The sequence below is a fragment of the Bacillus sp. 3103sda1 genome (genome assembly GCF_024159135.1).
Classification (GTDB): Bacteria; Bacillota; Bacilli; order Bacillales; family Bacillaceae_G; genus Bacillus_A; species Bacillus_A rhizoplanae.
Map to the genome: position 1 here is coordinate 365,138 of NZ_JAMYWS010000001.1, position 13,933 is coordinate 379,070.

9 protein-coding genes are annotated in these 13,933 nt (G+C 34.9%); all 9 read left to right on the forward strand.

Annotated features, from left to right (window positions below):
* Positions 1–355: 355 nt before the first annotated feature.
* Positions 356–1,588 (forward strand): arginine deiminase, encoded by a 1,233-nt coding sequence (gene arcA, locus NKR74_RS01885; RefSeq protein WP_253628471.1) that lies wholly within the window; start codon positions 356–358, stop codon positions 1,586–1,588.
* A gap of 30 nt (positions 1,589–1,618) precedes the next feature.
* Positions 1,619–2,617 (forward strand): ornithine carbamoyltransferase, encoded by a 999-nt coding sequence (gene argF, locus NKR74_RS01890; protein ID WP_098309212.1) that lies wholly within the window; start codon positions 1,619–1,621, stop codon positions 2,615–2,617.
* Positions 2,618–2,781: 164 nt separating this feature from the next.
* Positions 2,782–4,197, forward strand: coding sequence for an arginine-ornithine antiporter (arcD, locus tag NKR74_RS01895; RefSeq protein WP_253628472.1), 1,416 nt, complete (start codon positions 2,782–2,784; stop codon positions 4,195–4,197).
* A gap of 34 nt (positions 4,198–4,231) precedes the next feature.
* Positions 4,232–5,173: a carbamate kinase gene (gene arcC / locus NKR74_RS01900; RefSeq protein WP_098309134.1), complete on the forward strand. Its 942-nt coding sequence runs from the start codon at positions 4,232–4,234 to the stop codon at positions 5,171–5,173.
* A 286-nt stretch (positions 5,174–5,459) separates the two neighbouring features.
* A complete protein-coding gene (locus NKR74_RS01905) occupies positions 5,460–6,149 on the forward strand; it encodes a Crp/Fnr family transcriptional regulator (protein WP_098309133.1) in 690 nt (229 codons plus the stop codon).
* A 386-nt stretch (positions 6,150–6,535) separates the two neighbouring features.
* The gene (locus NKR74_RS01910; RefSeq protein WP_253628473.1) at positions 6,536–8,200 is read left to right on the forward strand and encodes a glycoside hydrolase family 13 protein; all 1,665 of its coding nucleotides are present in this window, start codon (positions 6,536–6,538) and stop codon (positions 8,198–8,200) included.
* A 194-nt stretch (positions 8,201–8,394) separates the two neighbouring features.
* The gene (locus NKR74_RS01915; protein ID WP_098309131.1) at positions 8,395–10,035 is read left to right on the forward strand and encodes a PTS transporter subunit IIBC; all 1,641 of its coding nucleotides are present in this window, start codon (positions 8,395–8,397) and stop codon (positions 10,033–10,035) included.
* A gap of 3 nt (positions 10,036–10,038) precedes the next feature.
* Complete coding sequence (locus NKR74_RS01920) at positions 10,039–10,830, forward strand: endonuclease/exonuclease/phosphatase family protein (protein ID WP_253628474.1); 792 nt, start codon at positions 10,039–10,041, stop codon at positions 10,828–10,830.
* 375 nt (positions 10,831–11,205) lie between these two features.
* Positions 11,206–13,845, forward strand: coding sequence for a YhgE/Pip domain-containing protein (locus NKR74_RS01925; RefSeq protein ID WP_253628475.1), 2,640 nt, complete (start codon positions 11,206–11,208; stop codon positions 13,843–13,845).
* Positions 13,846–13,933: the final 88 nt, after the last annotated feature.

A 13,933-nucleotide genomic window follows, 5' to 3' on the forward strand; every position in this document is an offset into this window, starting at 1 on the left:
TTAATGGAGCGGTTCTATTGTTATTGATTATGAGTTCCCATCAATTGGGATTTTCCTAATTTAACTTCTTTGTGTTTGCTGAATTTTGAGGTAGAACAATTACTTTCCGCTAATACGAGATAAAAACTTTTAACATAAAATAGGACGCTATTATACATTTAATATACATAATATAAAGCTAGTTATTTAATTATGAGATGAAGTATCTTATAAAAATACGATTAGCTATACTTTTTACAAAATAATTTGTGAAATATTTCACCTAGTATTGTTGACGTTTTCACAAAGCGATATATGCATTCTGTTTATTATGTAATTGTAAGACATCAAATGAATTTAAAAGGAGGTACAACAAATGAAGCATCCGATACATGTTACTTCAGAAATTGGAGAATTAGAAACCGTTTTACTAAAACGCCCTGGTAAAGAAATTGAAAATTTAACACCAGAATATTTACAGCAATTATTATTTGACGATATTCCATATTTACCAATTATTCAAAAAGAGCATGACTATTTTGCACAAACACTGCGAAATCGGGGGATTGAGATTCTTTATCTAGAGAAACTAGCAGCTGAAGCATTAGTTAATAAAGAGCTTCGAGAAGAATTTGTTGATCGTATTTTAAAAGAAGGGCAAGCAGATGTAAATATTGCACACCAAACTTTAAAAGAGTATTTACTTTCCTTTTCAAATGAAGATTTGATTCAAAAAATTATGGGTGGCGTGCGTAAAAGTGAAATTGAAACGAATAAAAAGGCGCATCTTTATGAATTAATGGAAGAGCATTATCCATTTTATTTAGATCCAATGCCAAATTTATATTTTACACGTGATCCAGCAGCGACAATAGGTGAAGGCTTAACAATTAATAGAATGAGAGAGCCAGCACGGAGACGGGAATCTTTATTTATGGAATATATTATTAAATACCATCCGCGCTTTGCAAGTCACAATGTGCCGGTTTGGTTAGATCGTGATTATAAGTTTCCGATTGAAGGTGGCGATGAGCTTATTTTAAATGAGGAAACAATTGCAATTGGAGTATCTGCTAGGTCTTCAGCTAAGGCCATTGAACGCTTAGCAAAAAATTTATTTAGTCGTCAAAATAAAATTAAGAAAGTGCTGGCAATAGAGATTCCAAAATGTCGTGCGTTTATGCATTTAGATACAGTATTTACAATGGTTGATTATGATAAATTTACAATCCATCCAGCCATTCAAGGTCCAAAGGGGAATATGAATATTTATATTTTGGAAAAAGGATCGGATAAAGAGACTCTCAAAATTACATACCGCACATCTTTAACTGAGGCTTTAAAAGAAGCGCTAGGTTTGAGTGAATTGGTTCTTATTCCTTGCGGAGGAGGAGATGTGATTGCTTCTGCTCGTGAACAATGGAACGATGGATCTAATACATTAGCAATTGCACCGGGAGTAGTTGTTACATATGATCGCAACTATGTCTCAAATGCTTTATTACGTGAGCATGGTATAGAGGTTGTTGAAGTATTAAGCTCGGAATTGTCTCGCGGCCGTGGGGGTCCACGTTGTATGAGTATGCCAATTGTTCGAAAAGATATTTAGCATAAATACTGGAGAAAGTAGGGATGAATGATGTTAATGACAAAACCAAACTTAAAAGGAAGAAGCCTTCTTGCAGAAAAAGATTTTACAGAAGAAGAGTTGTTATATCTTCTTGATTTAGCAGCAGACTTAAAAGAGAAAAAGAAACATGGTATCCCACATCATTATTTAGAAGGCAAAAATGTTGCCCTTTTATTTGAAAAAACTTCAACTCGTACACGTTGTGCATTTACGGTAGCATGTACGGATTTAGGTGCAAATCCTGAGTACCTAGGTAAAAATGATATTCAGCTTGGGAAAAAAGAATCTGTTGAAGATACAGCGAGAGTTTTAGGACGTATGTTTGATGGTATTGAATTTCGTGGATTTGCACATGCAACAGTGGAATCTTTAGCAAAAAATTCAGGTGTACCAGTATGGAATGGCTTAACAGACATGTGGCATCCGACACAAACACTTGCGGATTTGTTAACAATAAAAGAGCATATCGGAAAATTAAAAGATATTAAGCTGGTCTATGTTGGAGACGGCCGTAACAATGTAGCGAATAGCTTATTAGTTGGCGGCTCTATTGTAGGAATGGAAGTACATATTTGTACCCCAGAATCATTATTTCCAGCACAGGAAGTCATTGATATCGCTAAAAAATATAGTGATCGGGTAATGGTAACGAGCAACGTGGAAGAAGCTGTTGCAGGTGCAGATGTTATCTATACAGATGTATGGGTATCTATGGGAGAAGAAGATAAATTTGCTGAACGTATTGAACTTCTTAAACCATATCAAGTAAATATGAAAATGATTGAAAAGACCGGGAATGAAAATATGATTTTCTTACATTGTTTACCTGCGTTTCATGACGCGGAAACAATGTATGGAGAGGAAATATATGAAAAATACGGCATAAAAGAAATGGAAGTAAGTGATGAAGTATTCCGTAGTAAGCATTCAAAGGTATTTGATCAAGCGGAAAATAGAATGCACACAATTAAAGCGGTTATGGCAGCTACTTTAGGAGATATGGAATAAAGAAGGGGGAGATTCCTCCTTCTCTATCCCATTATTGATGAGGGCTTTCCATCAGTGGAGGATGAAAAAATCCCCCACTGATGGAAGTTTCAATTTATCTTCCTTTATATACAATCATTCACTACTGTTGTTTATTCCTATCTGATAAAAGAGAGGTGAGTGTAATGGGTGAAGAAAAGAAATTAGGACTGCTTACTTTGACCGCTCTTGTTGTAGGTTCCATGATCGGAGGCGGAGCATTTAACCTAGCAAGTGATATGGCAAAGGGTGCAGGTGCAGGTGCTATTATTATTGGTTGGATTATAACAGGTATCGGAATGGTTTCTCTTGGATTAGCGTTCCAAAACTTAACAGTTAAAAGGCCGGATTTAGATGGGGGAATTTTTAGTTATGCAAAAGCTGGATTCGGTAGCTTTATGGGCTTTAATAGTGCCTGGGGATATTGGTTATCCGCTTGGCTCGGAAATGTGGCTTACGGTACGTTATTATTTGCTTCACTAGGTTACTTTTTTCCAGTTTTTGAAGGTGGGCAGAATGTAGCATCAATTATTGGAGCAAGTATATTACTTTGGTGTGTTCATATGTTGATTTTACGCGGTGTACAATCAGCAGCACTTGTAAATTTAGTAACAACGATTGCAAAGTTAGTACCTGTCTTTGTATTTATTGTTGTAGGGATATTTGCTTTTCATATTGATATTTTCTTAGATGGATTTTGGGGACAAAGTGCTACTTTTTCCTGGGCGGCTGTAGGAAGTCAAGTTAAGAGTACAATGCTTGTAACTCTTTGGGTATTTATTGGAGTAGAAGGAGCTGTGGTCTTATCGAGCCGTGCAAAAAATCGAAGTGATGTCGGGAAAGCAACTGTTATTGGATTAATAGGGACTCTCATTATTTACATTCTCTTGACACTATTATCCTTAGGAATTATGAAGCAGGCAGATATTGCAAATTTGAAAAATCCAGCGATGGCATATGTATTTGAAAGTGTTGTTGGGAAATGGGGAGCTATTTTTATTAATTTAGGTTTAATTATTTCTGTATTAGGTGCTTGGTTAGGTTGGACGTTACTAGCATCTGAAATTCCTTATTTGGCTGCTAAAGACGGTGTATTTCCAAAATGGTTTGCGAAGGAAAATAAAAATAAAGCTCCTGTTAATTCATTATGGTTAACAAATGGTCTGATTCAAGTTTTCTTGTTGACATTTGTTGTTTCAGATCAAGCCTATCATTTTGCATTTTCTCTCGCTTCCTCTGCAATTTTAATTCCTTATGCTTTTTCAGCATTCTATCAATTTAAGTATAGTTTGCAGTCTGAAGAGAACGATCGAACAAAAAATATCGTAATTGGTTTAGTTGCGAGTATGTATGCGATTTGGTTAGTTTATGCAGCAGGTTTAGATTATTTATTGCTGACTATGATACTGTATGCACCAGGAATTTTTATCTTTTACAAAGTTCAAAAGCAAACAAGTCCAAAACAAATATTTACTCGTGTCGAGCTTGTCTCCTCGATAGTCATTGGAGCTTTAGCACTGTTTGCAATTTATCAATTGGCTACAGGTAGTATTACTCTTTAAAAACTCTTTTGAAAAGGAATTGGAGGGTTGAAAGATGAAAAGAAAAAAAATCGTTGTTGCATTGGGAGGAAACGCAATACAATCTGGGGATGCTACTGCACAAGCACAACAGGAAGCTTTGGAAAGAACGGCAGAACAATTAGTTAAAATTATGGAAAATAATGTAGATGTTGTCATTGCACATGGGAATGGTCCGCAAGTAGGTAACATCCTATTGCAGCAAAAAGCAGCGGAAACGGAAAAAACACCTGCAATGCCATTAGATACTTGCGGTGCAATGAGCCAAGGGATGATTGGATATTGGATGGAAAATGCAATTGAAAAGGCTTTGAAAAAGCGCAATATAGAAAAAGATGTAGTAACGGTTATAACTCGTGTAGTGGTGGATGAAAAGGATGAGGCGTTCAAAAATCCAACAAAACCAATTGGTCCCTTTTATACGGAAGAAGAAGCACGAAAATTAATGGAGACAACAAAAGCTACATTTAAAGAAGATTCCGGGCGTGGATGGCGGCGAGTTGTACCATCACCAAAACCAGTGAGTATTCATGAACATAAAGTAATCAATGCGTTAGTGGAGGACGGGGATATTGTCATTGCTGTTGGAGGAGGCGGAATTCCAGTTATAGATTCGGACGATGGATTAAAAGGAACTGAGGCTGTTATAGATAAAGATTTTGCAGCTCAAAAATTAGCTGAATTAGTAGATGCTGATATTCTTGTTATTTTAACTGCTGTTGATCATGTATATATAAACTTTAATAAACCAAATCAAAAGAAATTAGAGAATGTTACAGTTGACGAACTAGAACAATATATACAAGATAACCAATTTGCAGCAGGCAGCATGCTTCCAAAAATTCAAGCAGCAATTCATTTTGTTAATACAAATCCAAAACGAAAAACGATTATTACTTCATTAGAAAAAGTATATGAAGCATTAGAAGAGAATGCTGGTACCATCATTTCTAAGTAAGATCTATAAATATTTGTACATAAAAAGAATGAAGTGACATGCTTCATTCTTTTTATGTACAAATATAGAGGAAGTTCATAAAGTATTCATTCATAAAGGGAAAATTCAGTGTTTTATTATGATAGAATAATTTTTGAAGGCGCTTTCTTTACGCTGCTTTATAATTTATCCCACTATTCGTGGGAACCCTCACCTCAAGATTCAAAGAGAAGCGAAAAAATAGGTGGACGATGAAGAATCCCCAACTGATAGAAGTTTCACTTTATAGAAAGAGAGAGAACGTTTCATGCAAAGACGAAATATAGTTGAAGACTTAAAGCAATTTGAATTATTTGCTGATCTATCAGATAAGAAATTAAAAAGCCTAGCAGAGCTTGTCTATTGGCGAACCTACAAAAAAGGGCAATTTTTATTTTTAGAAGGTGATTCAAGAGAAAGAATATATCTTATGCTAGATGGATTTGTAAAATTGGAGCGAGTCAATCAAAGCGGAAATTTATTATATGAAGATTACATAAAGCGTTTCTCTATCTTTCCTTGCAGTGGAATGTTTACAGATAAGTCATATAATTATACAGCTATAGCAATGACAGATGTTGATGTGTACTATATCCCCACTTCTATTTTTGAGGACATGGTGAAATCAGATCGAAAACAGCTCATGTATATTGTTCAGGAGTTATCTTCTATATTGAAGGTAAATGAAAGACGTATCCAAAATATCACAATTCCAAATGCGCAAGATCGTGTCATTCAAACATTATGTTATTTGATGAATGATTTAGGAGAACAAGAGGGAGAAGAAATTATAATTTCATGCCCTCTTACAACGATTGAAATTTCTAAAATATCTGGGACATCACGTGAAACGGTTAGTGGAGTGTTAAAGCAACTAAAAAATGATTGTATTGTCACGGTCCTAGATAAAAAAATTACAATACATGATCCCATTTATTTTGAAGAAATCTCTGTGTAAAAACAAAATAATAGATGATAGGGAAGTACAAGATTAATATTACAATATATAAAAAATGAATTATTATGCTAACTTTCCTTTTCAGATTTTATATTATTAAAGTTCTTTATATATTTATAAAGGGCTTTTTTATGTTATCAAATATAAAAAATTTGTATATTACTGTACTAACAAACGGAATCTCGTGTAGAGGAGTTCGTAAATCACTAGTAAAAGTTTCACTTTGTTCAAGACTAATCATACATATAGGTTAACGATGAAATATTTTTTTAAATCGGATGTTTTAATAAGAATGTAAAAAATTATCGTTACAAATTCTTTATATTTTGTTATGATAGTGTTACGAAAACGTTTGCATTAATTTATGCAAAAGGAGAGAAGAAATTATGAACAAAACGTGGTGGAAAGAAGCGGTAGCTTATCAAATTTATCCGCGCAGCTTTATGGATTCAAATGGCGATGGTATTGGAGATCTGCAAGGCATTATTTCAAAATTAGATTATTTAAAAGAACTGGGTATTGATGTGATTTGGATTTGTCCAATGTACAAATCGCCAAATGACGATAATGGTTACGACATTAGTGATTATCAAGCTATTATGGATGAATTCGGTACAATGGCTGATTTTGATCAGTTATTAGACGAGGTTCATAAGCGTGGAATGCGGCTCATTATAGATTTAGTTATTAATCATACAAGTGATGAACATCCGTGGTTTATTGAATCGCGTTCTTCTAAAGATAATCCGAAACGTGATTGGTATATTTGGCATGAGGGAAAAAATGGAAAAGAGCCAAATAACTGGGAAAGTATTTTTAACGGATCTGCTTGGGAATATGATGAAGCAACAGATCAATATTATTTACACCTGTTTTCACGTAAGCAACCAGATTTAAATTGGGAAAATGAAGAGGTGCGTGCGGCGTTATATGATACTGTCAATTGGTGGCTTGATAAAGGAATTGACGGCTTCCGTGTTGATGCGATTAGTCATATTAAAAAAGAAGAAGGGTTTAAAGACATGCCAAATCCAAAAGGACTAAAGTATGTACCTTCTTTTGATAAACATATGAATGTTGATGGCATTCAGCCGCTTTTAGAAGAGTTAAAAACGAAAACGTTTTCAAATTATGATATTATGACTGTTGGCGAAGCAAATGGTGTGAAAATTGAAGATGCTGAGCTTTGGGTTGGAGAAGAACAAGGAAAGTTTAATATGGTATTCCAATTTGAGCATTTAAGCTTATGGGATGCAGAAAAGAAAAAAGAGCTTGATGTTACAGGACTTAAAAAAGTTTTAACAAAGTGGCAAAAAGGTTTGGAAAATAAAGGATGGAATGCACTGTATATTGAAAATCATGATAAACCTCGTATTGTTTCTACTTGGGGAGATGATAAACAGTATTGGCGCGAAAGTGCAACAGCTTTAGGTGCAATGTATTTCTTTATGCATGGTACGCCGTTTATTTACCAAGGCCAAGAAATTGGAATGACAAATGTCCAGTTCCCACATATTGAAGATTATGATGATGTAGCAATTAAGAACTTATATCGTCAAAAGATTGAAGAGGGTATATCTCACCAAGAAATTATGGAGATTATTTGGGCATCTTGTCGTGATAATTCACGGACACCGATGCAATGGAGTAGTGTAGAAAATGCCGGTTTTACAACAAGTACGCCTTGGTTTGGAATGAATCCAAATTATAAAGAAATTAATGTAGAGGTGCAGCAAAAAGATTCAAATTCCATTTTAAATTTCTATAAAAAGATGATTGCATTGAAGAAAGAGCATGAAGTGTTTACTTATGGAACGTACGATTTACTTTTAGAAGATGACCCACAAATTTATGCGTATACACGTACGTTAAATAATAAAAAAGTTATTGTAATTAGCAATTTATCAAAGAGTAAAGCTGTATATGATGAGGCTGCATTTAACCTAGAATGCAAACGTTTGCTTTTGAATAACTATGAAGTAGAAGAACATGATGTAGTTACAACCATAACTTTAAAGCCTTATGAAACAAGGGTGTATTATATTTCTTAATGGGGAAAAGATGCTCATACGCATCTTTTCTCATAAAAATTTGTATTTTCTATAAAATTGTTATTGTAATATGAAAACGTTTTTATTAAAATTAATTCATGAAAACGATTGCGTAAAAAATGTTTTCGTAAGGGGATAAGCAATTATTATTTATACATGAGGGATTGTAATTTAGAAAAAGGAGGAACAAAGAAATGAAGAAGCTTGCGTCTTTTGATTTTTGGCAAAAGTTTGGGAAAGCTTTGATAGTAGTAGTTGCAGTTATGCCGGCTGCTGGTTTAATGATTTCCATTGGTAAGCTAATCGGTATGTCTGCGGGTGATATAGCTGTAGTACAAACGATTGCTAGAGTTATGGAAGATATCGGTTGGGGAATTATTGGAAACTTAAATATTTTATTCGCTGTAGCAATTGGGGGATCTTGGGCAAAGGATCGTGCAGGCGGTGCATTCGCAGCCTTGATAGCATTCATATTAACAAACCGAATTACAGGAGCAATTTTTGGTGTAAACGCTGTAATGTTAGCGGATTCAAAAGCGAAAGTTTCTTCCTTTTTAGCGGGAAATTTACTTGTTAAAGATTATTTTACTTCTGTTCTTGGTGCACCGGCACTTAACATGGGAGTATTCGTAGGTATTATTTCAGGTTTTTTAGGAGCTACTCTATACAATAAATATTATAACTATAATAAATTACCACAAGCATTAGCGTTCTTTAATGGAAAACGCTTTGTACCATTCGTAGTAATTGTTGGTTCTACAATCACTGCTATTATTTTATCGTTAGTATGGCCGTTCATTCAAAGCGGATTAAATGAATTTGGGCGTTGGATTGCAGCTTCAAAGGATAGCGCGCCAGTTGTGGCACCATTTGTATATGGAACACTAGAACGTTTATTATTACCATTTGGATTGCATCATATGTTAACGATTCCAATGAACTATACAGAGCTTGGCGGCACGTACACAATATTAACAGGTACCAAGGCAGGACAAGTAGTAGCTGGTCAAGACCCATTATGGCTCGCATGGATTACAGACTTAAATAACTTATTAGCTAATGGTGATACGAAAGCATATCATGATTTATTAAATAATGTGGTTCCAGCACGTTTTAAAGTAGGACAAGTTATCGGCTCCACAGCATCGTTAATCGGTATCGCATTTGCGATGTACCGCAACGTAGACAAAGAAAAACGTCATAAATATAAACCAATGTTCTTATCTGCGGCATTAGCTGTATTCTTAACAGGTGTAACAGAGCCAATTGAGTTTATGTTCATGTTCATCGCACCAGTATTATATGTTGTGTATGCAATTACAACAGGTTTGGCATTCGCATTAGCAGATGTAATTCACCTACGTATTCATGCGTTTGGTTTTATTGAGTTATTAACTCGTACACCAATGATTATAAAGGCAGGATTAATAGGAGATCTTATCAACTTTGTTGTTGTATCGGTTATATTCTTTGGATTAAACTTTACAATCTTCAACTTCTTAATTAAAAAGTTTAACATACCAACACCAGGACGTGCGGGTAACTACATTGATAATGAAGATGGGGCTGAAGAAGTAGCGGCAAATGTAAAAGAAGGTTCATTAGCAACAGCGGTTATTGAGTTATTAGGTGGAAGAGGGAACATTGCGGATGTAGATGCTTGTATGACACGTTTACGTGTAACAGTAAAAGATTTAGATATTGTTGCACCAGAAGCAAAGTGGAAGAAAAACGGGGCACTTGGGTTAATTGTAAAAGATAAAGGGGTACAAGCTGTTTACGGTCCAAAAGCTGACGTATTAAAATCAGACATTCAAGACATTTTAGGTGCATAACCAATGAAATTATTAACTTTAAATTGTCATTCATGGCAAGAAGAAAAGCAACTTGCAAAGATTCATTATTTAGCAAAAACAATTCAAGAAAATGACTATGACGTTATTGCGCTGCAAGAGGTAAGTCAGTCGATTACAGCAAGAAATGTATGCGGTAACATGAAAGAAGATAATTTTGTACGCTTATTACAAGCGGAGTTAGAAGAGCTAGGAGCCGCAAAATATGATGTTGTATGGGACTTTGCTCATATTGGGTATGAGGTGTATGAAGAAGGCTTGGCAATTTTGACAAAGCATTCCATTACAAAGAGCGATTCGTTTTTCGTATCAGCCAGTACAGATACAACATACTGGAAAACGCGAAAAATTGTAAGTGCAACAGTTTCCTATAACAATCAGCCGGTGACAATTTATTCTTGTCATCTTGGCTGGTGGATGGATGAAGAAGAGCCGTTTAAGAAGCAAGTAGATCATTTATTGAGTTATGTAGATAATAATGAGTTGTCGTTCTTAATGGGTGACTTCAACAACAATGCACGCATACAGAATGAGGGATATGATTATCTCATGAAAGATGGTCTATACGACACGTATGAATTAGCAGAAAGAAAAGACGAAGGAACAACTGTGCAAGGAAAGATTGCTGGTTGGGATGAGAACAAGAAAAATTTACGCATCGATCTCATTTTAAGTAATCAGCCTGTGCAAGTTGTTTCTTCCCAAGTGATTTTTAATGATGTGAACCGAAATGTAATATCGGATCATTTTGGTGTTGAAGTTCAAATTAATATGTAATAAGAAAGGCAACCGCCGTGTAAAATACGGATTGGTTGCTTTTTTATTACATTTCATACATAATCTCTATTATTGAACATAAAACTAAATTGGTCATTTAGTGTAGATATCGACATGTATTCATTATATAATGACGTATACAGTTTATCCCGTATTAATGGGCAGTAAAGGATGGAGAAGAGCTGGGAAGAAAACTGCCCGTAAAGGCCCGATTGAGCGGGCTTTCCATCAGTGGAGGATGAAGAAAACCCCCACTGATGGAAGTTTCAGTATAGATTATTTTCATTTAAAATTCTTTGTAAACAGTGATATAATGGCAAAATGTATGTATGAATTTGGGAAAAAGAAAAAATATATGATTAGGTGATTAAAAATATGAAACAAATATGGCGTATTTATACGACAGACATACGGAATGTAGCGAAACATTGGGCTGCAATTGTTATCATACTGGGGCTTACCATTTTACCATCGCTATATGCGTGGTTTAATATTAAAGCCTCGTGGGATCCTTATGGAAATACGAAAGATGTTCCCATTGCAGTATCTAATGAAGACAAGGGTACAAATTTACGCGGGAAAGATATTAATATAGGGAAAGAGGTTGTTGATTCTTTAAAAAAGGACAAAAACCTTGGTTGGAAGTTCGTTGATGAGAAGCACGCCATAGATGGTGTAAAGCATGGTGATTATTACGCAAGTATTACCATCCCAAAAGATTTCTCCGAAAAAATTGCAACGGTATTAAGTGATAATCCGCAAAAACCAGAGCTTCAATATTATGTGAATGAAAAAGTCAATGCTATTGCACCAAAGATTACGTCATCAGGTGCATCAGGTGTTGTACAGGAAATAGGTAAAAACTTCGTAAAAACAGCAAACGGTGAGATTTTTAAAATTTTTAATGAACTTGGGATTGATTTAGAAACGAATTTGCCAAGTATTGAAAAAGTAACAGAACTTGTTTTTAAATTAGAAGCGCAGTTTCCGGAGATTAACAATTTGGTTGATACAGCATTAACGGATGCTGATACAGCACAAAAACTTGTGAAAACAGCACAAGCCACATTGCCGACGGTTGAGAATGTCATTCGAGATGGACAAGAAATGACGAAGGATTTAGATGCCTTTTTTGCACAGAATACGAAAACGTTAGAAGCTGCACCAGAAGCAATAAAAAACAATCTAACATTTCTAAAACAGTCTGCAGATGGTGCTGTACAAATTACAGAGTTCTTGAAAAATCCAGCAGGGAATTTAGATTTAGGAAATATTAATGAACAAACATTAACCGAAACATCGAAAACTGTAAAAAGCTTTTTAGCATCTACTCGACAAGTATTAGTATCTACACAACAAATAGCAGATGCCCTAAAACAAAATAATGTCAGTGATCCTGAAAAGACAAAACAAGATCTTCAAATCATTAAAAATCAAATTGATTTTAGAAGTAAACAAGTGGATTCAATCATTTCGTTATTACAAACTCTTAATGAAACATTTAATACAACAATCTTCAATGATAATATTGACCGACTGAAAGGTTTAAAAACGGTATTAGATAATACAAGTAAGAAGATTGATAATATAATTAAGGCTATAGATCAAGGGCAACAGCCATCACAAGATGCGATTAATGCACTAGATCAAGCGGCTAAAGATGGAATTGCTATTATCGACAGTATTTTAGGAGCATGGCCTGATTTGGATCAATTAAAACAACCAGGCGTAAATTTAGACCCAGCGAAAAACGGATTGAATTCTTTAAAAGCAAGTTTAACAACTGGGATCCAATTGATAGATGGGATTATTCCTGTATTAAATGATGTAGATAAAATTGCTGGAGATTTAAATAAAACAACAAATATACCAAATACAATTAATCAATTGAACAAAGTAAAAGGCGATTTCCAAAAAGGAATCAACGGGGCAAATTTAGCATTAGATGCAATGAATAAAGGTCAGAAACCTGCAAAGGATGTAGTTGATGGTATAAATGCTGCATCTAAAAGTGCTTCAGCGGCATTAGGTGACATTTTAGGAAAGTATGATTCCGAAATTGTTCCAAGTTTCAATGATGCTATTGAACGTACGAAACAAATGTCAAAAGATACATCAAAAATCTTAAGTGAAGCAAATAAAAGTCTTCCTGATGTGAAGAAAGTACTGGAAGATGCATCGAAAGGTTTAACTCTTGGCAAAGATGAAGTTGAAAAGATAAAAGCTGAACTTCCTGATGCACAGAAGAAAATTACAGACATTGCTAATAAAATTCGCGATTTTAAATCACAAGAAGATTTAAATGACATCATTCGTTTGTTAAAACATGACGTAGAAAAACAAAGTGATTTCTTCGCAAACCCAGTAAACTTAAAAGAGAACAAATTATACCCAATACCGAATTACGGTTCAGCAATGTCGCCGTTCTATACAGTGTTAGCGTTATGGGTAGGAGCATTACTTATGGTTTCATTGTTAACAGTAGAAGTACATGAGGAAGATGCGGAGTATAGAAGTTATCACATTTACTTTGGTCGTTTTTTAACGTTCTTAACGGTTGGCCTTGCACAGGCGTTTATCGTAGCAATGGGCGATATGTTCTTGCTCGGTACTTATGTAGTAGATAAATTCTGGTTTGTTCTATTTAGTATGTTGATTAGTGGGGTATTCGTCTGTATTGTTTACTCGCTCGTTTCTGTATTTGGAAACGTCGGGAAGTCATTTGCGGTCATTTTACTTGTACTACAAGTTGCCGGTTCAGGTGGAACATTCCCAATTCAGATGACGCCGAAATTCTTCCAAGCTCTTTATCCGTTTTTACCGTTTACGTATGCGATTAGCCTGATTCGCGAGACAGTTGGCGGTATGCTGTGGGATATTGTATGGAAGGATCTTCTCGCATTGTGTATATGGGTCGTTGTTATGCTTGTTATGGCGCTGTTCTTGAAAAAGCCAATTAATAAGTCGAGCAGTAAGTTTGTAGAAAATGCAAAAGGAAGTAAGTTAATTCACTAATAGAAAAAGGTTCCTGCCAGTTATGGTGGGAACCTTTTGTTTATTACAAAGCTACATATAGACAAGGTACCATGTAAAATTTGATAAA